We start from the raw sequence: 23,317 nt of genomic DNA, 5'->3' as shown, positions 1-23,317 counted from the left end.
CTTGATTGTCATTCCATAACGCTGATGGTTACGTGGGGCTGTTGCTCGGGTTCCCCGAGGAAGCTGGTCCAGCCCAGCAGGTTGTTTTGTTCTGTCCCCAGGATCATGCCGCCCACCTGCTGCTCTGCCAGACCCAGGCGTAAATCCCACGAAAACTGGTCACGCATAATGAAAGCCACAAACATCTCTAACGGCTCGTAATTCTCCCCGTTAGGTAAAAATGACAAGAACTGTTCACGCGTCAGTTGGTTAAGGCACAACTGATATTTGCCGCTGCGATCCGCCACCTGCGATCCCAGCGAGAAATTGACGCCCAGCACCGATTTCCCCTGGTATTTCTGGCCGCTGACCTTCACCCTGCCGCCCAGGCGGTTCTGCTGCTCCGGGGCGATTTTGACCTTGCGCAGCTGCCAACTTTGCAGCGTCACATCCGCCAGGTTGAAACAGTGTGCCACCAGGCTGCAAATCACTTCCGGTGCCCGCCCAGGGCTGGCCAGCAAGCCGGCATAGGCCAGCATTTTGCCGTGGTGGATACGCAGTTTTTTGCGGATCGCCTCGTTACTTAATCCCACTAGCGCAAACATGCGCTGCGAGACATCATCGTTACCGCCCTCGTCAAAGCAGATGTAGTAGCGGTATTTGCGCCAAATCTGATGCAGCAGCGTTAACAGCCGGTGGTTGAACACGTTGAGAAAATCCGTCAGGCGGTTTTCGTTCTGGGCATCTTCCCAGGCCAACGAGTCCAGGTAATAACCGGGCAACGGCGACTGGCTGCCATGCAACCCAAGGAAAGAAACTTCCAGCTCAAACTGGCCGCGAGCGGAAGTCTCCAACGCGATCACGTCACGGGTTGGAAAAGCCAGGCTGGCGGTCGATTTAAAGCGGATTGCCTCATCGGCTGGCCTGGATGAACCCGGGGATTTTTGCCACGCTACCGCCATTTGGTTGAGCAACTCGACCAATTGGTAAAAGTTATAGCGTGACACATCCAGCACTGGCTCAGGCGGTACGCCTTCACCCGCGCTTACATCAATGCATGTTGACCCGTCTGTACCGGCCATTGGTAACATTCCTGATTATCAAGATTGATGACTTTCAAAAGGTGGAACGAGTTGACGCTGGCATACAGGGAGAAGAAGCGTGCCAACACCGTACCAAACAGGTAGAGCTCACCTTCAGAACCAAAAGCGCTTTGCTCCAGCCAGAGGGTGGTTTGCAGACCTCTGACCGGTAAACCCCGGAACAACCTGTCGATCGGCTGGGTTTCGATACGCGAAATCGCGTCCAGTTTTTTTTGCGACGACCGAGCGGATTGCCGGTTGTGTACGCTGGGGAAATCATAGGTTTGCAGGATCTGTTTTAACGAATCCTTGTCCAATAATGACATGTAGTTCAATGACATATTGGACAACAAAGACCATTGCAGGCTGCCATCCAACACCGGATACAGCGGTACCGAAGGCCGGGTAATATTACGGAAGGTGGCAAAGGACGGGCCTGCTTGCGTCCGTTGGCAGATATCCCCCACGCGGAGCGCCAGCGGTAATTCGCGGTTGGTACAGGTCATGCTGACCGACACGTTTTCTTGCGACAGCGCTACCTCCGTCTCATCACTGCGCACAAAGGAGATGTAATGCTCAAAGCCCTTACGGAACAGCGAGTTTTTCACCCGCAGGCGGTAATAGAGCATGTTGCGTTCCTGCGCAGGTTCCACCTGATGATGGAAACTTTCGAACGCCGGATAGCTTCTGGCCTGCCCCCGCCCGCTGCCTTTGGGATCTTTACTTAACCAGCTCTCTACGCGATCGATCGAGAAAATCTCGTAGCGTTCAGGATGATGGTAACTGGCGCACAGCGGATATTCGGTTTGTGTGCCATCCAGGGCTATCGCCTCGCTATCGCGTTTGAACAGGTTCACCGCAGGGGTGCAGTTCAGGCGCAGGGTGGTTGGCCGTATCTTGACCTCAGGAGGCAATGGCTGGGAGAAATGCAGATTGAGGGTGAACTCGCTGGCTTTCAGATGCGCGGGGAAATCCACCACCCCAGCCACGTCAAAGAACAGGAAGCCTTCCGGGAAACAGAAATACTCCTGCAGGATACGGTAGCCGACATAGGCGTTTTTCGGGTAAGGCAATAGCGCATCTTCGCGCTCAAAGCCCACCGGGTTGAAATCAAAGTCCGGCATCGGGATAGTAATGCCGTTGACCACCAGGTCGGCCCGTTCGAAATAGTGACTGATCCAGAAATAGAGCTGGGTACTGGTGTAACCGTCCTCACCCAGATAGAAACGCAGTTTATCGAGCCGCATTTCCTGCACGTTCAACTCCGCCTTGGCGCCGAAGTGAATGCTCAATATCCCCTGTTCGTTGCTGTTGTTGACGGCGATATCCTGGATACCCATCGGGAACAGCCAGACATCCCGGCACAGCGTGAAGCTGCACTGGGGGCCGTGTGTTTCGCTGTCGTTTTGCAACGCGCCACGTTCCGCCCTTTGCGCAATCGGGACGCTCTCGATCTGGCTACCGCGCTCGATCAACGTCGCTTCAGTGAGTGCACTGCTGTTCGGCGTGTATTCGACGATGGTCATGCTGGGCACTGGCCGCAAATAGTTCGGCCACAGCATATTCAGCAGGCCGTGTGTCAACTCCGGAAACTGGTCATCGATCTTTTCGCGCAGGTTGCCGGTCAGAAAGGCGAAGCCTTCCAACAGGCGCTCAACGTCCGGATCGGAACCCTGTTCGGATAAAAAGGCAGCAAGATGCGGCCGTTCGATTGCGGCATCCCGCCCTAATTGCCGGAGGTAATCCAGCTCATCCCTGAAGTACTTTTCGAACGACATTATGCTTCCTGGTTTAGGCAGTAACGGCGGTTGCTGTCCAATTGGATATTGAACTCAACCACATCGCCGATATTGTCGAAATCAACTTGAGCACTGATATGGAAACTCAATAACAGTGGGTCCCCCTGATCCACCAGGGATTGAACGGCAACCTCGGAAATTCTTGGCTCGTAGCGTTCAATACACTCCTTGATGGCCTGCTCAATACTCTTACGGAAATCAGACGTGGTTGCCGTGGCATCATTGAGATCAATAACCCCCAGGCCTGCAGCACTTTGGCAGGCTCCGGGGCGCGAATTGAGGACTTCGTTCAAATGCTGCTTGATTGAGATTAATAGCTCTTGAACACGGCTATGTGAGGAAGGGCCTAAGCCCTTCCCCTGGATACGCTCAAACAAGCTGGCAGAACTTCCTCGCTCCCAATTAAGAAGCGCAGCCATGGCCTGTTATTCCTTATCCAAACGACCAACCAGCGAGAGCTCGAAACTGGCTCCCATGTATTTGAAGTGTGGACGCACCTGCATCGCCACCTGGTACCAGCCCGGATCCCCTTCGACATCCAGAACCTGGATCTGAGCAGAACGCAGAGGGCGGCGGCTGCGGACATCGGTCGGTGGGTTTTCCTGATCGGCAATGTATTGCTTGAGCCAGATGTTCAGCTCGCGCTCCAGATCCTGACGCTCTTTCCACGAACCAATCTGCTCACGCTGCAGCACTTTGATGTAGTGAGCCAGGCGGTTGATGATGAACATGTACGGCAGTTGGGTACCCAACTTGTAGTTGGTTTCCGCCATCCGGCCTTCATGGGTATTCGGGAATACCTTCGGCTTTTGCACTGAGTTGGCCGAGAAGAAGGCCGCGTTGTCGGTGCCTTTGCGCATGGTCAGGGTAATAAAGCCCTCTTCCGCCAGCTCAAATTCACGACGGTCGGTGATCAGCACTTCGGTCGGGATCTTCGCCTGTACCTGGCCCATCGCCTCATAGAGGTGAACCGGCAGGTTGTGCACTGCACCACCGCTTTGTGGCCCGATGATGTTCGGACACCAGCGATACTTGGCGAAGCTGTCTGTCAGGCAGGCGGCCAGCAGGAATGCGGTGTTGCCCCACAGGAAGTGTTCGTGATCCTTGCTGACGTCTTCGTAGTAGTTGAAATTCTTGATCGGATTTTCAACGGTGGAATACGGTAAACGCAGCAGGAAACGTGGCGTGGTCAGGCCCAGATAGCGGGAATCTTCCGACTCGCGCAGCGCACGCCATTTGGTGTGTGCTGGCCCTTCGAACACTGACTTCATGTCTTTGATGGCAGGCAGTTCGGTAAAGCTGCTGATACCAAAGAAATCCGGCGCAACGCTGGAAAGGAACGGCGCATGTGCCATGGCCCCAACGGCGCTGACGTATTGCAGCAGCTTCATATCCGGTCCGCTATTGCTGAACGCATAGTTACCGATGATGGCTGCGGTAGGTTCGCCGCCAAACTGGCCGTAACCGGATGAGTACACGTGCTTGTAGAAACCAGACTGGATAATTTCCGGCGAGAACTCAAAATCTTCCAGCAGCTCTTCTTTCGTCGCGTGCATGATGTTGATTTTGATGTTTTCACGGAAATCGGTGCGATCCACCAGCAGCTTCAGTGAACGCCAGGAGGATTCGATTTCGCGGAATTCTTTGGCATGCAGAATTTCGTCCATCTGGGCACTGAGCTTTTTATCCAGCTCAATGATCATTCTGTCGACCAACAGCTTGTTGATCGGTTCTTCGTTGGTACCGGTGTCCAGAATGCTGCTGATAAATGCAGCCACGCCCTGTTTGGCGACGTCATAGCCATCATTACCCGGCATCATGCGGGTCTGAGACATGATCTCGTCAAGCAGGAAAGTGGTACTGGTAGGTTCGGCAGCTAAAACCGCATTTTCTTCATGTAAAGACATACGTAAAATTCCCTCTTTCCGTCTCAATTATTTCTGATTAAGAATGTCCAGTTCCTTTAGCAACTGCTCACGCATTTCTTCATTGCCCAGGAGATCTTGCAGACGAGAACGGAAGGCAGGAATGTTGCCCAGAGGCCCTTTCAGGGCGACCAGCGCTTCCCGCAGTTCCAGAATTTTTTTCAGTTCAGGGACGTTTTTCGCCACGTTATCCGGTGAAAAATCGTCGAGGGAATTGATTGCCAAAGTTATCGGCATCTCTTCTTTCCCTTCGCCTTCCAGGTGATTGGGTACAGTGAACGAAAGGTTGATATTGGCTTCGTTCATCACCGCGTTGAAGTTGTTCTTGCTGACGGAAACGACCTGACGTTCTTCAATCGGGGTGTCTTCACGAACCCCCTTGAGATCGCCAACCACCATCAGGTTCAGTGGCAGTTCAATTTCAGAGGTTTGATCGCCCGTGTTAGGAACGTACTTAATGTTGATCCTTTCCTTGGGGGCAACACTGCTTTGATTATTCTTACTCATCACTCGTCCTTTTAGTCACAATAAGGGAATACCAGCTAATGTTTGTTGAATGAGCACCGGAAAATGACATTCAGATATCATCCATGCTAATAGAGTTAGCACCATCCATTCAGATAGCAAATCTATCACCGTAAAACTAAATACCTTCGTTTATGTCGCACTGAGGTCCAGGAGTAATCCTATTTCGCACGTAAATATGGGAATTTTCCCATATTCCGCAAAAGCCTGCGAATTATCCTAAATAATATCAAAAAGCCCGAAAAATCAGTTTACGGCTTCCGACGAAGCTGGACATTTCCTGCATTAGCATAGCTTCACTGAATGTATCGTCCTCGATCTGACAGGTAAAAGTCCATAAATTTTTCTTTACTAAGCTTCCTAATAATTTATCACCTGGCAAGAGCAACTTTCGGCTTATGATCATAAAAAATAATTTCACAAAAATTTATAAATTCATTAAAAACAACAAGTTGAAAAATAAAGTAATTGTTTTAATTATGATAAAGACATAAACCATAACTACCATCAATATTTAAACCAGCATAAAACACCAATAATGCAAATATTATAATTTTTTATCCCATTAACGATACCAATAAACATTGCAAATTTGTGAGTGGCTTGGCACTAGGGAAAGTCCCGATTATAGTGATGGCCGAAGTGAGAAGTGGGGCAAGTGACATTCGAGGTCGATTAATATCGGCTAGTCGGTGTGACTAGCATTGAGTTAATACCAAGCTAACTGACAAGGATCTTTAAGATGCCAACTCCAGCTTATATCTCTATCACAGGGAAAACCCAGGGTAATATTACCGCCAGCGCATTTACCGCTGAATCTGTCGGTAACATCTTTGTTCAAGGCCACGAAGACCAGATGCTGGTTCAGGAATTTGAACATATCGTTACCGTACCAACCGATCCGCAGTCTGGCCAGCCATCAGGGCAGCGTGCACATAAGCCATTCCGCTTCACTGTGGCTTATAACAAAGCTGTTCCATTGCTGTATAACGCATTGGCCTCTGGCGAAATGCTGCCAACGGTTGAATTGAAATGGTACCGCACCTCGATCGAAGGTAAACAAGAGCACTTCTTTACCACCAAACTGGAAGATGCCACCATCATCGATATCGACTGCAAAATGCCACACTGCCAGGATCCAACCAAGGCTGAGTTCACTCAACTGGTTCGCGTTTCACTGGCATACCGTAAAATCACTTGGGAACACACCACCGCCGGGACTTCGGGTTCTGACGACTGGCGTGCCCCAATCGAAGCCTAAGGCCAGCCTTAGCTTCACCCAAGCAGCCAATCGAAAGATTGGCTGTTTTTATTTCCGCCTACCACCAAGCTCGATGGCCAGCGGCTAGCCGCCAATCAGCTTGCCTCTGACAATGACTTTACCCGGTTTAATATGGTGATCGACGGCCCGGCGGATAGCCAACCCCAACGCCTGCCAGGCGATTTCATGCAGATCGTGGGAAATACAGGGGAAATTAAAACCGTAAATTGCCGCATTAGAGACTTCATCAATACCGAACAGCGAGACGTCTTTCATCAGCGCCAAACGGTGATCGACACAGGATTTGATGATACCTAGCGAGATCTGGTTATTGCAGCCGACAAAATAGTCCGGCGGCGGCTGGCGATCGAGATACTCGTTGGTCACGCGCAGGGCGGCATCCATATAGAAATCCGCATGGATAATCTCCAGGCTCGCCACCTTGCCTTGCAGCGCAGCAATCAGCCCGGTAACCCGCTCTTTGGCCACGTTGGAATCCTCTGGCCCGGAAACCACCACCACCTTTTGGCTGTTCTGCTCCAGCAGATAACGCCCCGCCTGTAAACCGCAGTCCAGATTGTCGATATACACGCCGCTGCAAAACGCCCCATCCAGTTCCCGATCGACCAGCACCACCGGGATGCCGAGCCTTTCCAGGTTTTTCAGGTAGCCGGGCGTATAGTTTCGGTCCGATGAGATCACCGATAAAATGATGGCATCCACGTTGTAGCCAATCAGCTTGTCGATAATGCGGTTTTCATTTTCCTGCGACTCATAAGAGTCAAACACCAGCGTATCGTAGCCCGCTTTCTGCGCCTCCAGCGTCATCAGCCGGGTGAGCGCGCCAAAAAACGGGTTGGCCATATCAGGGTTGACGATGCCGATCGTTTTGCTTGCTTTAGCCCGCAGATTGCGTGCGGCGGTGTTCATCACATACCCCAGACTCTCCGCCGTCTTGAGGATGCGATCGAGCGTATCGGGGTGGACTTTGTCCGGCTGCGAGAACGCGCGGGATACGGTAATTTTGCTGACATTTGCAAGCGCTGCGACGCTCTCTAGCGTCGCTTTCAGTGGTCGATCGGCCGCCAAGTGTGACTCCTGGTTGGAACATCTCATTTTGTACCATGGCAAGGTGATCAAGGATTATCACCTCTTATGTAAATACTCTCATCACTGCAGCATCAACCGACGCGCCGGACGTTGGGATCGGTAAAAACATCTAGATCATCACGGCTTTGCGATGAGAACTCAGAAACCACCGCACCAAGCTTACCTGCCTGGAACCAGTGTCTGGTATTAGGCTTGATTGTATATTGTTCTCCCGCGCGCAACAAAATATAACGCTGGCAGGTATACCACTGTTCGAACCCGGCTGGAGGTTGACAAACTGGGCTCCCCCGCTCGGTGTTCAAGGTCAGGGCATCATCATCCACAAACAGATAAACCTCACCCCAGCGGCAGCGGAACGTTTCCTGTTTGCCCGGCGTATCATCAAACGGCGGATGGAGATGCTCCGGGCAGGTTTGGTGTGGGAATAGCACCAACTCCTTGGCGCAGTAGCGCGGGGTGTTAATGTAAGTCAGTAGCTGTAACCCCGAGCGCGGGTAATCGGCCAGGCCGAAATCCGTCAGCTCGATCTCCCGTTTTTCCACGTCGGTCAACCGTATGCCACAGCCTGCAAGCAAGGTTTGGGTTCTTTCTAGCGCATCGATAGGTCGCTGCATGATGTCCTCGTTAACGTTAATGATATCGATACCATCATAGTTAACATCGCACGCCAATAAATGTGATCTTCACGACTATTTGACATCATTAAACCAACAACTTTTAACACAAAAGCAAAAAACACAACCAACATCACACATTTTTAGCCCGTCCGCGCTTACTATCCTGCTCATTGAAAATGATATCGATACCATAAAAATGATACGAAAGGATGATAGCCATGCAAGCATTAGTGCTAGAAAAACCCGGTAAAATCAGTATCCAGGATTGTCAGTTTGATGAAGTCCTTGGCGAAAACGATGTACAGGTCAAGATCCATTCCGTCGGTATTTGCGGCAGCGATGTGCATTACTATCAGCATGGCCGTATCGGACCGTTCGTGGTTAACGCCCCGATGGTGCTCGGCCATGAGGCTGCCGGCGTCGTCATGGCGATTGGCAAAAACGTTCGCCATCTACAGGTTGGCGATCGGGTTTGCATGGAGCCTGGCATTCCCGATCTGCAATCACAGCAATCCCGTGCAGGGATATACAATCTGGATCCAGCCGTTCGCTTCTGGGCCACGCCGCCGATCCACGGCTGCCTGAGAGAGAGCGTCATCCACCCTGCCGCCTTCACCTTCAAACTGCCGGACAACGTCAGCTTTGCCGAAGGTGCCATGGTGGAACCCCTGGCCATCGGGATGCACGCCGCCACCAAGGCTGCGATCAAGCCGGGTGATATCGCGCTGGTGATTGGTGCTGGCCCCATCGGCGTGGTGACCGCTCTGGCGGCGTTGGCCGGTGGCTGCTCAGATGTGATCATCTGCGATCTGTTTGCAGAGAAGTTGCAGGTGGCCGCCAATTATGAGGGGCTGCACGCGGTCAATATCAAAACCGGCAACCTGGCGCAAAAGGTCGCCGAGTTGACCAGCGGCAACGGCGTCGACATCGTGTTCGAATGCAGCGGAGCCAAACCGGCCATCGGCGGCGTCAGCGAGCATATTGCTCCCGGCGGCACTGCGGTACTGGTCGGCATGCCAATTGATGCCGCACCAATGGACATCGTGGCCGCCCAGGCCAAAGAGGTCACCTTCAAGACCATTTTCCGCTATGCCAACATGTATCCGCGCACCCTGCGTTTGCTCAGCTCCGGCAAGTTGCGGGTACAGCCGCTGATCTCGCAAAGCTTCAAGTTCAAGGACAGCGTGGCCGCCTTTGAACGCGCGGCGGCGGGTCATCCAACCGACATCAAAATCATGTTGGAAATGGAGTAACTCATGGCGCTCTATGCAGGCATCGACTGTGGCACACAAGGCACCAAGGTGGTGATTGTCGATGGCACATCCGGCACCATCGTGGGCGAAGGCAGTGCGCCGCATGAGATGATCAGCGACTCTTCCGGGCGCCGCGAGCAGTTGGCCGAGTGGTGGATTGAGGCATTGCTGCTGGCGTTTCGTCAGGCAATCGACAGCGCCAGCATTGATCCAGCGGCGATTGTCGCCCTGTCGGTTTCCGGCCAGCAGCACGGCTTCGTTGCTCTGGATGAGCAAGGCGAAGTGCTGCACGCGGTAAAACTATGGTGTGACACCGCTACCAAGCGGGAAAACGACGTTCTGCTGGCAGGCCTGGGTGGCATCAAAGGTTCCCTGCAGAAGCTGGGGCTGATGGTAGCGGCGGGCTATACCGCGTCCAAGATCCTGTGGTTCAAGCAGCAACATCCACAGCTGTGGGCACGGTTGAAAACGGTGCTGTTACCGCATGACTATCTCAACTTCTGGCTGACCGGGGAACGGGTGGCGGAATTTGGCGATGCCTCCGGCAGCGGGCTGTTTGACATTCGTCAGCGCTGCTGGGATCGCGATGCCGTAGCGCTGATCGACGATAGCGGCCTGCTGTGGAATGCCCTGCCTCGCCTGATCAACGCCGAGCAAAGCGTTGGCTATCTGCGCCCGGAAGTGGCGGCGCTGCTGGGTCTGCAACCTAATGTCCGGGTGGCCAGCGGCGGCGGCGACAACATGATGGCGGCAATCGGCACCGGTAATATTCGCCCCGGCATCGTGACGATGAGCCTCGGCACCTCCGGAACGCTGTTTGCCTATGCCGATCGGCCGGTGGTCAGCCATTCTGAAGCGATTGCCGGTTTCTGCTCCAGCAGCAACGGCTGGCTGCCGCTGATTTGCACCATGAACGTCACCTCTGCCAGCACCTCGGTACAGCGTCTGTTGCACCAGGACATAGCCGGATTTAATCAGGCCCTTGCCGCCACCGAACCCGGAGCGGCAGGCGTGATGATGCTGCCGTTTTTCAACGGCGAACGCGTTCCGCAACTGCCCGCAGCCAAGGCCAGCCTGCATAACCTGGACAGTGACAACTTTACCGGGGCCAACCTGTGCCGGGCCGTGGTAGAAAGCGCTACCTATGGCCTACGCTACGGCCTCGACCTGTTCCAGCAGCAGGGTATTTCCACCAGCGAAATTCGCCTCACCGGCGGCGGCGCTCGCAGCGCTTGCTGGCGGCAGATCGTCGCCGACGTGATGAACTGCCCGGTGGTGTGTCTGGCAGAAAAGGAAACCGCTGCGCTGGGTGCTGCCATTCAGGCCATGTGGTGTGACAGCCTGGCGACCCAACCCGAGCTGTTGGCCTCAGAAGAGTTAACCAGGCTATGCCAGCGCTTTGTCCGGCTGGATGAAGAGACCCGCGTGATGCCGGATCCGCAGCGCCAGCGGCAATATGCCGATCTGTATGCCGGTTACCTGAACCTACTGCAAAAAGAGTATCCCGAGGTGAAGCTATGACACGCGATCCCCAGACCAAAGCCCCGGCCTACTTGCTGGAGGTCACCGGCGTGAGGAAGTCGTTTGGCTCCGTCGTCGCGCTGAAAAATGCCGAATTCTGCCTGCGCAAAGGATCGATCCATGCGCTGTGCGGCGGCAACGGTGCCGGGAGGTCTACCTTTCTCAGCATCCTGATGGGCTTTATCCAGCCCGACAGCGGCGATATTTTCGTCAATGGCCAACGCTGTGAATTTGCTCATCCGAAAGAGGCGCTGGCGGCTGGCATCGCTATCGTGCAACAAGAGCTGAGCGCCATCCCCGATCTGACGGTAGCCGAAAACATCTGGCTGGGGCGCGAACCCCGCCGCCTGGGCTTTGTCGATTTCAAAACCATGAACCAGCAGACCGCTGCGCTGTTGCAGGACCTGCATTTTGCCCTGTCGCCGATGGAAAAAATGCGCAACCTCAGCGTGGCGGAACAGCAGTTGGTGGAGATCGCCAAGGCCCTCTCCCACTCTGATGCCGACATCATCATCATGGATGAGCCTACGTCGGCCATCGGCGAGGAGGACGTGCAGAAAATCTTCCAGGCGATCACCCGGCTGGCCGCCAAGGGCAAAGGCATCATTTACGTCTCGCACCGTCTGTCCGAGATTTTCCAGATTGCCGACAGCTACACCATTTTCCGTGACGGCAGCTATATCCATGAAGGTTTGTTGCAAGATATCACCCGCGAGCAGCTGATTGAGCACATCATTGGCGGCGAGTTCGAAAGCGAGTTTGCCAAATTCAATCAGCCCGGTGATGAAGTGATGATGGAGGTGCAACACCTGTGCTGGGGCAACAAGATCCGCGACATCAGCCTGACGTTAAAACGCGGCGAGATCCTGGGGATTTACGGGCTGGTGGGGTCCGGGCGCAGTGAGTTCCTCGATCTGATCTTTGGCATTCAGCACGCGGACAGCGGCACCATCCAGATCGGCGATCGTCAGCTCGCCAATCATTCACCACAAGAATCAATCAACAGCGGTCTGGCCTATGTGACGGAAGACCGCAAGGATACCGGCCTGGTGCTGTGCCGCTCGGTTAAAGAAAATATCAACGTGGCTTCGCTGGGTGCCATCAGCCAACTGGGTATGATTAACCCGAGCCAGGAACAGCAGCGTGCCAACGACATGATCCAGCGCTTCAACATCAAAACCCCCGATGCCGACCATATCGTCGGCAACCTGAGCGGCGGCAACCAGCAGAAGGTGGTATTGGGGCGTTGGGCCTTGCTCGATCCGCAAATCATGCTGCTCGATGAGCCGACACGCGGCATTGACGTGGGGGCCAAAAAAGAGATCTACCGCTTTATGTCCGAATTCGCGCTGAAGGATAAAGCGATCATCATGGTGTCTTCCGAGCTGTCAGAAATTATCGGTATGAGTGACCGCATTCTGGTGTTTCGTAACGGCATGCTCGCCGGTGAATTATCGACTAAAAACGCCACGCAGGCGGAACTAATGAAACTGGCCGTATAGCCAGGCAATCAACTCATTATTTTAAAGAGAACTTACTATGAATGGCACCCACTCATTAACGCCCGGGTTGGCTTTTTTTACGCAAAATAAACGGCATCTGCACAAATACGGCATTATTATCGCCTTCTTCGTGTTGTGTCTGATCGTCACGGTGATTGGCGAAGTTCAGGTGGCGCAAGGTGCCTGGAGCAGCAATTACTTCTTGAGCGATGAGAACATGCTGATCGTTCTGCGCCAGATCTCGATTAACGGCATTCTGGCCATCGGCATGACCTTTGTGATTATTACCGCCGGGGTCGATCTTTCCGTAGGCTCGGTCTTGGCGCTGAGCGGCATCGTCGCCGCCCGCTTTGCCACCACCAACAGCGGGCTGTCTATCGGCGATACCGCGCATGCCGTGATGGTGCCGCTGATTGTCGCCTTGGGCATCGGCATCGTCTGCGGGCTGATCAACGGCACCATTCTGGCCCGCTACCGCTTGCAGCCTTTCATCGTCACCATGGGGATGCTTTCCGCCGCCCGTGGCCTGGCGCTGCTGACCACCGACGGTAACCCGGTTTCGCAACTCAACAGCGATTTCCGCTGGTTAGGTAATGGCTATGTGCTGGGCATCCCGGTGCCGGTGATTATTTTTACCGCCCTGTTTGTGCTCGCCTGGATCCTGCTCAATAAAACCATCTTCGGCCGCCATGTGTATGCCGTGGGGGGCAACCAGAAGAGCGCCCGCACCTCGGGCATCAGCGTGATACAAATCAAGGTGCTGGTCTACACCCTGTGTGCTGCCCTGGCGGGGATCGCCGGTTTGATCCTGACGGCACGTACCGGTTCGGCACAAACCAACGCTGGTAGCGCCTACGAGTTGGACGCCATTGCCGCCGTGGTCATTGGCGGCACCAGCATGGCTGGCGGCGTCGGCACCTTGGTTGGCACCCTGTTCGGCGTATTGATTATCGGCGTGATGAATAACGGCCTCGATTTGCTCGGTGTGCAGTCCTATTACCAACAGATCATCAAGGGCGCATTGATTGTTGTCGCCGTGTTGCTCGACCCGTCACGCAAACAACAACGTGACTAACTTACCTCATAACAACAAAACCCCTATAACCAGGAGTCACCATGAACAAGATGACCAAAATTGCGTTGCTCACCTCCGGCCTGCTGCTGGGGACCTCAACGCTGGCCCAGGCCGCCCCGGTGAAAATCGCCGTGTTGATGTACGGCATGAAGGCCGAATTTGTCCAACTGATGGAGAAGGCGGCGAAAGAGCATCCTGAGGTTAAAAATGGCAACGTACAGCTCACCGTTTACGACGGCCGCTACGACCCGATGGTGCAGAACAATCAGGCTGAAACCGCCCTTCAGACCAAAACCGATGCCATCATCATTAACCCGATGGACTACGAGGCCAACATCGACGTGGTGACCATGGCCAACAAGGCCAAGATCCCGGTGGTGGTCACCAACGCCCGTTTGAATACCGATCAGATGACCTCTGAAGTGGTCTCTGACGACGTGCTGGGCGGGTATCTGGAAGCCAAAGCGGTACTGCAGAAAATGAACTGCCAGGGCAACGTGGTGATTATCGAAGGGCCAAAAGGCGGCAGCGGTGAGATCCAGCGTGGGCAAGGCAACGACAAGGCCATTGCCGAATGTGGCCCAGGCAAAATCAAGGTGCTGGAGCGCAAGACGGCCAACTGGTCACGCGCCGAGGCGCTGCCGCTAATGGAAAACTGGTTGCAGAAACACCGTGGCCAGATTAACGGCGTCATCGCACAAAATGACGAAATGGCCTTGGGGGCAATTGAAGCTATCAAGGGTGCCAATCTGAACGTGAAAGACTTTGCGATTGCCGGGGTCGACGGCGTCTCTGATGCCATTCGTGCCGTACAGGCCGGTGAGATGGTGTCGATTCTGCAAGATGCTCATGCCCAAATGCAGGGTTCTATCGATGTAGCGCTGCGCGCGGTAAAAGGCGACAGCTATCAGCCACAGTCGGATATCTGGAAGCAATATGCAGGCCAGATGCAGTGGGATAACGGCACGGCTAAACGCTATTCGGTGCCATGGACCGTGGTGACCACCGAGAACGCCGCTCAACTGCTGGATGCGCGTAAGTAATCATTCGTCATCCCACCCCAGGGTTTTGAGCCTGGGGTTAATAGGATTAAAACGGGCGCAGCATGCGGCGCCCCCTTCACCCTCAATTCACCGAAATGCCCCACTTCTTCATCCGCGATAGCAGCGTAGTGCGTTTCAGCCCAAGACGCTGTGCGGCCCCGCGTGGCCCAGCAACCACGCCGTTGGTTTCTTTTAGCACGCGGAGCACCCGTTGGCGCTCATCCTCCTCCGGCGATACCTTTTCCATGGCAGCGACAGGCGGCCCCCCTGAGGATTGCGAATACTGCAATTCGGGTAGCGGCAGCTCAAGCACCGAGCCGCGCGTCAACAATACCGCCCGCTCAATCACGTTCTCCAGTTCACGCACGTTGCCCGGCCACGGCATCTGGCTTAATAACCGCAGCGTTTGCGCCGGGATACTGTCGATGGTGCGCTTCATGCGACGAGCAATTTTATGGGTCAGGAACTTCACCAGTTGGGGGATATCTTCAGGCCGTTCGCGCAGCGGTGGAATAACGATCGGAAACACGTTCAGACGATAGAACAGATCGCTGCGAAATTCACGATCGGCCACCATCTGCTGCAAATCCCGGTTGGTGGCGGCAATCAGACGGATATCAACGGAAATCGGTTTATTGCCGCCGACCCGTTCAAACTCCCGCTCCTGTAACACCCGCAGCAGCTTGGGTTGCAACTCAATGGGGATCTCCCCCACTTCATCGAGGAATAGCGTCCCCTTCTCCGCCAGCTCAAAACGGCCCATACGTTGGGTCGAGGCTCCGGTAAACGAGCCTTTTTCATGGCCAAACAGGTCGCTCTCCAACAGGCCCGCAGGCATCACCGCACAGTTCATTTTCACCATGCGCTGGTCACGTCGTTCGCTCAGATTATGGATCGCTCGCGCAATCAGCTCCTTGCCGGTGCCCGTTTCCCCGAGGATCAGCACCGAACAGTCGCTTTTAGCCACGATTTCGACCTGTTTGAGCACCGCAGACATCCCCGCGCTGCGCCCGACAATCTCGCTCAGATCGGGATGATTGACGTTGATCTGCTCGGTCAGATACAGGTTTTCATGCACCAGGCTCTCTTTAAGCCGGTTGATCTCCTGGCAGGCCAGCGCATTATCCACCGCGATGGCAATACGCTCGGCAATCTGTTGTAGCACCCGTAAGTTGGCCGCGTTAAAACCATCTGCCTGGCATTGCGCCAGCTTCAGCACCCCCAGCTTCTTTTGGCCGAATATCAGTGGCAATACGCACAATGCCTCGATCCTACCCTGTGATATATCAAATAGCCGACGTTCATAGCCAGAAAGCTGCTCGGCATTTTTCAGGTTCAACAGCAGCATTTCGCCGCTGCGCATCACCCGTTCGGTTAAGGTGCCAGCCAATGCCACGTTGTACTGTTGGCGTTCGGCAGTATTGTTGTTCAGATAGTGGGTGGAGTAGATAGTGAGCTGCTCTGCGTGGTTACTACGTAATACGATGCTGATGGCGTCGCTGTTGAAAAAGTGGTGAATTTTCTCCGAGATCTCCCCCATGACATCATCCAGATCCAGCTTTGACAGCACCGCATTGGTGACATCCACCAAGATACGATAGTCATCCAGCTCATGACGCAGCTGGTGCTGTTGCCGTTGCGCGTTTTCCAACAAAACGATCTGCTGCGTGGCCAGCGCCACCACTTCCATCAGCGTTTGCAACTGCACCAGGCTGGCATCGCTGAATGGCTCGCTTCCGCTACGCAGTAATTCACAGCCACCGAGCGGCCGCCCGCCCGCATGTAGCGGCATCAAACAGTATTGGTTGAAGGGAGGATGCAACTTCAGGGCGCGGATTTGCGGATAGCGATCGTGTAGCTCATCAGCCTGCCAGCGTTGGGGTAACGAGCTGTGTTGAAAGCGGCTCACCGGGCCATTCGCCAGCAACGTTTCGTCCTGATAGTTTACCGGCTGCTGCGCGTGATCCAGCCCGTGAAAACTCACCCGTTCACTGTTCGGATCAAATAGCACCAACGCGACGCTGTCGGCCAATTGCATGCGCTGCAATACCTGACGCAATTGCAGTAACAGATCGATGAAATTATGCTGCCCGAGCAGCATGCGTGTAATTTCGAGCAGGTCTTGTTGTTCTAAGCGTACAGTCGACATGGTTTATCACTTGTCTGAGTCACGAAGATTATTGCCAGCGAACATCCTCACAAAGAGTAAGGTTTGTTAATGGTAATTTCTCCCGACCGGATCAACAAAACACCGCAACAGGAATATCATTTGCCGGGGATAGCACAATTTATCGCCGTTCCTGCTCGGTCTCACCTGCCAGGAACAACGCAACATCCTGCTCCACTTCCCCCATGGCCTGCAGTGCCGACAAGGTTTCCTGCGCTTCGTGCTCGTCCAGGCGGCTCATGGCAAAGCCAACATGGATCAACACCCAGCTACCGATTAGCGCTTCTGGCGGTTCATCGTCCTGGCACACCAGGGCAATATTCACTTCTCGTTGCACACCGCAGACGTCAACCCAGGCGTGCTGGGGTTGGTTTGCGTCCAGCGCCACAACCTTACCGGGAATGCCTATACACATGCCTTTTCCTCTTGGTTATTCAATTTCCAGGCGCTTGAGTTGCAAGCCGTCATCCGCCTGCACCCGCAGGTTGCGCCCGCCGCATTGCGGGCAGACCAGGACCTGGGGAACCAGCAACTGGACATCCGCCCGGCAGTCGTGACACCAGCACTGTGCCTGTTGTTCGAGCAGATATAACTCGCAGCCTTCGGCCAAGGTGCCGCGACAAACCATGTCGAAGCAGAACCTCAGCGACTCCGCCTCCACGCAGGAGAATGCGCCGATCTCAAACCAGACGGCGGTAATGCGCCGGGCCTGATGTTGCCGGGCATGTTGCTGCATCATTTCCATCGCATGATGGCAAAGGGTTATTTCATGCATCTGGGCTCCGTTGTTCGGCGATTAATCACCGATGCTTCAGCTAGTGCAATTACGGTGCCAAGGTGATCCCATGGCCCCTCACCCTAACCCTCTCCCACAGGGAGGTCCGAAACCGGTCTGTTGATGTCAATCAGATTCAACAGACTTCTTTCTACTCCCTATCAAACCCTATACTTACTGGCTTGTCTCCCTGTTTTTAGTCGACTATCATGACTGGAGGTCAACGGGAATCAATAAACTTTTGGGGGCCATTTTGGGGGCTAAAATCAGGAGACCCTACCCATGCCATTAACCGCACGACAAATCGAAACCGCCAAACCCGCCGACAAAGATTACAAGCTCACTGACGCTCAGGGACTCTACCTTTTGGTCAAAAAATCCGGTGCCAGGTACTGGTGTTTAAAATACCGTTTTGCTGGCAAGGAGAAAAAGCTTTCCATCGGTGTCTACCCTGATGTCACATTAGCACAGGCTCGTTCCTGTCGTGAAGATGCTCGTCGGACACTGGCCGCAGGTAAAGACCCCTCTCACGAAAAACAGGCCAGCAAACGCGCGCACCATGACACAACAACCTGTACCTTTAAAGTGATTGCGCAGGAATGGTTCACCCACAAGGCGCGTCTGTGGACGCCACGCTATCTCGCTGATCAGGTGGCCCGTATTGAGAATAACCTTTACCCTGCTATCGGCAACCGTCCTGTTGCAGACATTAGACCACTTGAAGTACTTGATTGTCTGCGAACCATCGAAGCGCAGGGCAAGCTTGAAGCTCTGCGTAAAACACGTCAGGTCTGTGCCCAGATATTTGATTATGCCATTGCGACCGGGCGCGCTATCGGCAATCCAGTGACCACCCTTAACACGGTGTTACTGCCGCCCGAACGCCAGAATAACCGCGCACTGACGGACACTCAGCTTGCCGCCTTCATGCATGACTTGTCCCAGGCAGAAAGCCTGATGGCCTTGGCAACGCGCTTGCTGATACTCACTGCCCTACGCTCCAGTGAGCTACGCTTGGGGGAGTGGCATGAAATTGACCTCGACCGAGCCGTATGGGAGATCCCCAAAGAGAGAATGAAGATGCGAAGACCCCATGTTGTTCCTCTCTCCCGACAGGCACTGGCGATACTGACGCAAATCAAAACGCTTACCGCCGCTCGCGGTTCATCCTACCTGTTCCCTTCCGTAAGTCGGCCTGACCGCCCACGCGATCGCAAGTGCATCAATGACTTCTTGCAACAACGGGGCTGGCACGACTACACGACAGCACACGGGTTTCGGCATGTGTTCAGTACTGTTGCCCACGACCACGACTTTAACACTGCCTGGATTGAGCTCCAGTTAGCGCATGTGGACAAGAACAGCATCCGGGGTACTTACAATCACGCCCAATATCTTGATAGCAGACGGGAAATGATGCAATGGTACGCTGATTACATCGATAGCTTGGAGCATGATGAGAGTGTGGGGCATGGGGAGTTTGGACGCCTTGCTTAGTGAGCGTGGTTTTTCTGAAGAAGGTCAACAGTGCTGGCCGTGATGCTGGCGCTGCTGATCCTTGTAGCCGCTTATTTTTTGTCTTGTCTCGTGAAATGGAAGACTTGATAGTTAGGAATCTATGGTCACTCCCGTTTTTGTAATACCAATACTGAAGATTTTGTTAGCTTGCATGAATCTATCCGGCGTCTGAATGGGCTTTATGCCCGCGCCACGATGAGTTTCGCGCCTATGAACCTTATAAACTTCAACGGTCTTTAATCAGCCATTCCTAATTCTTTGATCACTGGCTTCATGACGTTCGTGTTGAGGCCATTCATGAAGACTCAACGCTGAAAACACCATTTTGTATCAGCGGTCATGGCATGCCCTGAGCACCCCCCGAGAATGCAACTGATAAGACGCTGGCGTTTCTGGAGGCCATCGTTAATGCGGATGATACAGCAACGGTCGGTGATATCCGGGCCTTTGTTGACGACCTGGATGCTGTTCGGTTCAATCGCAATAAAATCGACAGGCAATTGAGCAAACTCGACCTGGCGGCGCCAGCACTGGAACCTGAAGTGATCTGGTTGGGTCGTCGGCGCTGACGTGTGTCTATAGGTATACTTCTCTAATTCAGGAAATTGGCGCGCTCAGGACCAGAGGTGCCAGACTCAGGATCGCCTGCGACCACGTAAGCCTTAGCATTTCAATATATTATAAACTTCGCAACCAGATGAAAAACCAGTAACAAGGAGATAATCCGGCTCTGTCGCATTAAGGGGACAGAGCCGTGTCACCTACAGTTCTGTGGGAACGTAGGGGGGAGGTTCCCCTGCGCCACCCGATAACCCCATATTGTAGCCCTCACATTGCCCAATTAAAAACCGCCCCAAAATGGGGCGGTTAATTTTAATAAAAACTATGATTTTAAATATTATTGTAAGATATTTTGTTGCATCATAGCCGATTGAACCCCTTTGTTTTTACACATCATATTATAATGTCGTGCCACATGTGGGTATTTTGAAAATGTATCGGGTAAGCTTATTTTTGCCCACCGAAACATTGGAGTGGCATAGGCATCTATAATACTTATTCGATTAGCGACTATATAATCATGATCCGAAAGATGCCGATCCAGCACATTGAAAACTTTTTCTACCAGTGGAATAGCTGCTGCTCGAACAGAAGCTATAACCTGTTCTCGATCATCAGTGGTATAACGCTGCGGACTGAAAAATGGAAAGAAAGCTGGATGCACATCACCGGTCAAAAAACATTCCCAGTGATCAAACTCGTAGCACTCACGGAGATCTTGGGGGTTTGCCCCAAAAGTATCGCCCCCAGGAAGGGTCGTTTGATAACGTAAAATAGCCCCACATTGTGTAAGCGTACCCATATCCTTAACAACCAGTGCTGGAACTGCCAACATAGGACTGGACTTTTTAAATTTCAGGTCATTTTTGTCTGCGAGTATAAGTGTATATGGCGTTTTTAGCCATTCAAACATGATATGTGGAGCAAGAGAACAAGCACCTGATGTGTAATAAAGTTGCATATAACTATCCTTTATATCACTTAGCAGGGGATTGTAATGTGCCTACCAGCAATTCAACCAATTGGGTACCTTCTGGGGTGGACCAATCTCCTGCCAATTCAGCTAATAACTGGTTTGTGGTGGTGAGTGTAACCCCTGCACGTTCCATGCGACGAAGTGCTATATCATCTGCAATAGCGCTTGGTGAACCACCTGCATCTGCGACGACTTGAACTTCAAATCCTGCATTAACTAGACTCAAGGCAGGGTAAACCGTACAGACATCGTTAGTTACACCCGCAATAATCAGTCTTTTTCGACCAGTGGTTTCGACAGCGGTTGCAAAATTAACATCATCCATCGCATTGACAACGCCAAGGCGTTTAATTCGAGCTTTAAAGCTGTCAGGAAGAATATTAGCAAGTTCAGATAATAAAGGCCCTTGTACATTATCTTCCATACTAGATGTTAGTACAGTAGGCATTTTTAGTATGCTAGCTGCATTTGCAAGCAGCAGTGCATTTTGCTTCATCACATTAAAATGGATAGATTTTACCCATCCCATAGTCCCAATCTGATGATCAATCAACAGCATCGCAGCATTGTCACCAGTAAATCTTGTAAATGTGGTTGTCATTATTAAAATCTCCATATTTATCTGAGCTAAAAATTACGGTTTATGTCGCATTAATGAGTCGTCAGGTAACAAAATTTTTACGTCCCGAGTTAGGCCACTCTATGCTTTGTCGAATATTTTTGACAGCCCCTATTTAGCATCTGGCAGAGCTATTCTCGGTTTCTCACACCCAGACATACCTAGAATACTAATTATTAGACAACCGAGTTGATGTCCTGCATTACCAGAGGTCCATCCTCCAGGTTTTTTAGCATATGCACTGCTGCTTGATATGATCAAAAAGAAAAATGCGCTTATAATAGCTTTTTTCATTAAGAGCTCCATGGTTTTTTAGTGGGAAAAGTGTGTTTATTATATGTGGCAATTAAAATTCAAATTCTAACATATATAAATTCCGTAATAATAGCTTCATCTTTCATCTAACCTTAAGTTTTTTACTTCGTTAGATATTAAATTACATTAGCATCGGAAATACTAAAAAGCAAGTTATTAATCACTCTAGATTGATTATTGTATTGAGAAGCATTAATAGCCTTGACGTATAGGAAGTTAAAACCATTTCGGTTCTGTCGCATTTCCTGATAACCCGTTCCTGACCGTGATTGATGATTTTAGGTTGTGTCGCATTATCGATGTGTTCGTAGGCGCGATCGTTGGCTGGCGGGTCTCATCGTCGATGGAAGCAAGGTTCGTGCTAGATGCACTGGAACAGGCTCTGTGGGCACCTCGCCCCTCAGGTACAATCCATCACTCGGACAAAGGCTCCCAATACGTGTCTCTGGCGTATACCGAACGGTTGCAGAAGGCGGAGGTGCTAGCGTCGACAGGCAGCACAGGCGACTCTTACAATAATGCCCTGGCCGAGAGTATCAATGGTCTTTACAAAGCGGAGGTAATACACCGTAAGGGCTGGAAAACACACGCAGAAGTGGAACTTGCGACACGGGCATGGGTGGACTGGTTCAACAATCGACGGTTACCCGACAGGGTGTGGAACTGAGTCGTTCGGTGTGGTCGGGTGGGTAGATGCGTTTTGCCGGCTGCTGTCCCCGCTGGAGGAGGCTCTGCGGCAGTATGTGCTGACAAACGGCAAGCTGCATGCCGACGAACTGTACGCCCTCGAGGCAAAGGTGCGCGGGTGGTCAGCAGAGCTGCGTCTGTTGGAACGACAACGAAGGGCAACCCCGTTGCTAAACGGGTTGGAAAGCTGGTTGCGGGAAAGGGTGAAAACGCTCTCAAGGCACTCAGAACTGGCGAAGGCGTTCGCCTATGCGCTGAACCAATGGGCAGCGCTGACGTATTATGCCGAGGACGGTTGGGCCGAGGTGGATAACAACATCGCAGAGAATGCCTTGCGGATGGTGAGTCTGGTGCGCAAGAACTTCCTGTTCTTCGGCTCGGATCACGGAGGTGAGCGAGGGGCGTTGCTGTACAGCTTGCTGGGGACATGTCGCCTGAATGGCGTCGATCCCGAGCATTATCTCCGTCATGTGCTGAATGTGATCGCCGACTGACCGCTAAACCGGGTCTGTGAGCTGCTGCCGTGGCGTATAAGATTGCCAACAGAATAACTTACGCGACCTCAGTCAATACGGCCTTCGCTGTACGCTTACCGATGAAGCGTGGAATGGTCAACAGCAATACGCGTTCAGCCATCATTTCTTCGAGATTGCGCAGGCTGAGGGCATAAGCCAGATACCAGCGAACGCACTGAACGATAACATCGGTAGGGTAATGCAAGCGACAGAAGGCGTTTCAGATCAGAGACATAAATAGGCAACATAACAAAAAACAGCATGTTACCTGACAACGCCTTAATTCGACAGAACCGTGTATTTTGCTTTGAAGATGTGGTGACGTTTCTTGTCGTTGTATTTATGTGGCATCATTACTGGGGTGATGTTTGGGAATGACCCCAGTGTATTGGTTTAGCCATCCATGCACCAACGCTGCATTGCGCTTCTTTGGCAAGTCCATTCGGTATCAGAGTGCTATATCGCTTCACTTGTTTTTAATTAAATATATAG

General features: G+C 52.7%; 20 protein-coding genes and 3 pseudogenes. 9 read left to right on the top strand and 14 right to left on the bottom strand.

All coding sequences use genetic code 11. The features are described 5' to 3' along the window. Nucleotides 1–8: 8 nt before the first annotated feature. Genes tssG through tssB form a run of 5 tightly spaced genes read right to left on the bottom strand, consistent with a single transcriptional unit; the run spans nt 9 to nt 5,292 of the window. Nucleotides 9–1,061 (bottom strand): type VI secretion system baseplate subunit TssG, encoded by a 1,053-nt coding sequence (tssG, locus tag KGP26_RS11260; RefSeq protein ID WP_021804824.1) that lies wholly within the window; start codon nt 1,059–1,061, stop codon nt 9–11. Continuing rightward, entirely contained in the window at nt 1,025–2,839 is a 1,815-nt protein-coding gene (gene tssF, locus KGP26_RS11255; RefSeq protein WP_021804825.1) for a type VI secretion system baseplate subunit TssF, read from the bottom strand. Before tssF ends, tssG begins: the two co-directional genes overlap by 37 nt. Beyond that, on the bottom strand, nt 2,839–3,279 hold the full coding sequence (gene tssE, locus KGP26_RS11250) for a type VI secretion system baseplate subunit TssE (RefSeq protein WP_021178403.1): 441 nt from the start codon (nt 3,277–3,279) through the stop codon (nt 2,839–2,841). Before tssE ends, tssF begins: the two co-directional genes overlap by 1 nt. Nucleotides 3,280–3,285: 6 nt before the next feature. After that, nucleotides 3,286–4,767 carry a type VI secretion system contractile sheath large subunit gene (gene tssC, locus KGP26_RS11245; protein WP_223665434.1) on the bottom strand — a complete coding sequence of 494 codons (1,482 nt, stop codon included), beginning with the start codon at nt 4,765–4,767 and terminating at the stop codon, nt 3,286–3,288. A gap of 27 nt (nt 4,768–4,794) precedes the next feature. Beyond that, a complete protein-coding gene (gene tssB / locus KGP26_RS11240; protein WP_223665433.1) occupies nt 4,795–5,292 on the bottom strand; it encodes a type VI secretion system contractile sheath small subunit in 498 nt (165 codons plus the stop codon). A 760-nt stretch (nt 5,293–6,052) separates the two neighbouring features. Here tssB and KGP26_RS11235 point away from each other — a divergent pair. Continuing rightward, nucleotides 6,053–6,571 carry an Hcp family type VI secretion system effector gene (locus KGP26_RS11235; protein WP_021178406.1) on the top strand — a complete coding sequence of 173 codons (519 nt, stop codon included), beginning with the start codon at nt 6,053–6,055 and terminating at the stop codon, nt 6,569–6,571. 84 nt (nt 6,572–6,655) lie between these two features. On the opposite strand, the gene KGP26_RS11230 is transcribed toward KGP26_RS11235, so the two are convergent. After that, the gene (locus KGP26_RS11230; RefSeq protein WP_223499242.1) at nt 6,656–7,660 is read right to left on the bottom strand and encodes a LacI family DNA-binding transcriptional regulator; all 1,005 of its coding nucleotides are present in this window, start codon (nt 7,658–7,660) and stop codon (nt 6,656–6,658) included. Between the two features lie 92 nt (nt 7,661–7,752). Continuing rightward, nucleotides 7,753–8,295 carry a D-lyxose/D-mannose family sugar isomerase gene (locus KGP26_RS11225; RefSeq protein WP_021178408.1) on the bottom strand — a complete coding sequence of 181 codons (543 nt, stop codon included), beginning with the start codon at nt 8,293–8,295 and terminating at the stop codon, nt 7,753–7,755. A 221-nt stretch (nt 8,296–8,516) separates the two neighbouring features. Between KGP26_RS11225 and KGP26_RS11220 the strand changes: the two genes are divergently transcribed. Genes KGP26_RS11220 through KGP26_RS11200 form a run of 5 tightly spaced genes read left to right on the top strand, consistent with a single transcriptional unit; the run spans nt 8,517 to nt 14,692 of the window. Beyond that, complete coding sequence (locus tag KGP26_RS11220; RefSeq protein ID WP_094982347.1) at nt 8,517–9,551, top strand: NAD(P)-dependent alcohol dehydrogenase; 1,035 nt, start codon at nt 8,517–8,519, stop codon at nt 9,549–9,551. 3 nt (nt 9,552–9,554) lie between these two features. Continuing rightward, complete coding sequence (xylB, locus tag KGP26_RS11215) at nt 9,555–11,072, top strand: xylulokinase (RefSeq protein ID WP_021804837.1); 1,518 nt, start codon at nt 9,555–9,557, stop codon at nt 11,070–11,072. Then, nucleotides 11,069–12,574, top strand: a complete 1,506-nt coding sequence (locus KGP26_RS11210; protein WP_223665432.1) for a sugar ABC transporter ATP-binding protein — start codon at nt 11,069–11,071, stop codon at nt 12,572–12,574. Before xylB ends, KGP26_RS11210 begins: the two co-directional genes overlap by 4 nt. 37 nt (nt 12,575–12,611) lie before the next feature. Continuing rightward, complete coding sequence (locus tag KGP26_RS11205; RefSeq protein WP_021178412.1) at nt 12,612–13,649, top strand: ABC transporter permease; 1,038 nt, start codon at nt 12,612–12,614, stop codon at nt 13,647–13,649. A gap of 50 nt (nt 13,650–13,699) precedes the next feature. Then, nucleotides 13,700–14,692 (top strand): substrate-binding domain-containing protein, encoded by a 993-nt coding sequence (locus KGP26_RS11200; RefSeq protein ID WP_371822191.1) that lies wholly within the window; start codon nt 13,700–13,702, stop codon nt 14,690–14,692. 82 nt (nt 14,693–14,774) lie between these two features. Here the strand turns inward: KGP26_RS11200 and flhA are convergent, their stop codons facing one another. The 3 genes from flhA to hypA form a co-directional block, all read right to left on the bottom strand. Then, complete coding sequence (flhA, locus tag KGP26_RS11195) at nt 14,775–16,841, bottom strand: formate hydrogenlyase transcriptional activator FlhA (RefSeq protein WP_223665431.1); 2,067 nt, start codon at nt 16,839–16,841, stop codon at nt 14,775–14,777. A 139-nt stretch (nt 16,842–16,980) separates the two neighbouring features. Beyond that, nucleotides 16,981–17,274 carry a HypC/HybG/HupF family hydrogenase formation chaperone gene (locus KGP26_RS11190; RefSeq protein WP_059200441.1) on the bottom strand — a complete coding sequence of 98 codons (294 nt, stop codon included), beginning with the start codon at nt 17,272–17,274 and terminating at the stop codon, nt 16,981–16,983. Between the two features lie 15 nt (nt 17,275–17,289). After that, on the bottom strand, nt 17,290–17,634 hold the full coding sequence (gene hypA / locus KGP26_RS11185; protein ID WP_021804842.1) for a hydrogenase maturation nickel metallochaperone HypA: 345 nt from the start codon (nt 17,632–17,634) through the stop codon (nt 17,290–17,292). A 282-nt stretch (nt 17,635–17,916) separates the two neighbouring features. Here hypA and KGP26_RS11180 point away from each other — a divergent pair, with 282 nt between their 5' ends. Continuing rightward, nucleotides 17,917–19,131, top strand: a complete 1,215-nt coding sequence (locus KGP26_RS11180) for an integrase arm-type DNA-binding domain-containing protein (protein ID WP_223497913.1) — start codon at nt 17,917–17,919, stop codon at nt 19,129–19,131. Nucleotides 19,132–20,050: 919 nt separating this feature from the next. Here KGP26_RS11180 and KGP26_RS11175 read toward each other — a convergent pair. From KGP26_RS11175 to KGP26_RS11165, 3 genes are all read right to left on the bottom strand, one after another. Continuing rightward, nucleotides 20,051–20,674, bottom strand: a complete 624-nt coding sequence (locus KGP26_RS11175; RefSeq protein ID WP_223497914.1) for a glutathione S-transferase family protein — start codon at nt 20,672–20,674, stop codon at nt 20,051–20,053. Nucleotides 20,675–20,690: 16 nt separating this feature from the next. After that, on the bottom strand, nt 20,691–21,290 hold the full coding sequence (locus KGP26_RS11170; protein WP_223497915.1) for an isochorismatase family protein: 600 nt from the start codon (nt 21,288–21,290) through the stop codon (nt 20,691–20,693). A gap of 129 nt (nt 21,291–21,419) precedes the next feature. Next, a complete protein-coding gene (locus tag KGP26_RS11165; RefSeq protein WP_223497916.1) occupies nt 21,420–21,602 on the bottom strand; it encodes a hypothetical protein in 183 nt (60 codons plus the stop codon). A 313-nt stretch (nt 21,603–21,915) separates the two neighbouring features. On the opposite strand from KGP26_RS11165, the pseudogene KGP26_RS11160 reads away from it, so the two are divergent. After that, nucleotides 21,916–22,290: pseudogene (locus KGP26_RS11160) on the top strand (DDE-type integrase/transposase/recombinase); the annotation flags it as partial. After that, nucleotides 22,254–22,804, top strand: a pseudogene (locus KGP26_RS11155) (transposase); the annotation flags it as partial. The pseudogenes KGP26_RS11160 and KGP26_RS11155, both read left to right, overlap by 37 nt. A 98-nt stretch (nt 22,805–22,902) precedes the next feature. Here KGP26_RS11155 and KGP26_RS11150 read toward each other — a convergent pair. Continuing rightward, nucleotides 22,903–23,030 (bottom strand): annotated as a pseudogene (locus KGP26_RS11150) (IS6 family transposase); the annotation flags it as partial. Nucleotides 23,031–23,317: the final 287 nt, after the last annotated feature.

It is taken from the genome of Serratia sp. JSRIV002, from assembly GCF_019968725.1.
Classification (GTDB): domain Bacteria; phylum Pseudomonadota; class Gammaproteobacteria; order Enterobacterales; family Enterobacteriaceae; genus Chania; species Chania fonticola_B.
Note: the sequence above shows the minus strand (reverse complement) of the source record. Positions and strands in the feature narration are given on the sequence as shown.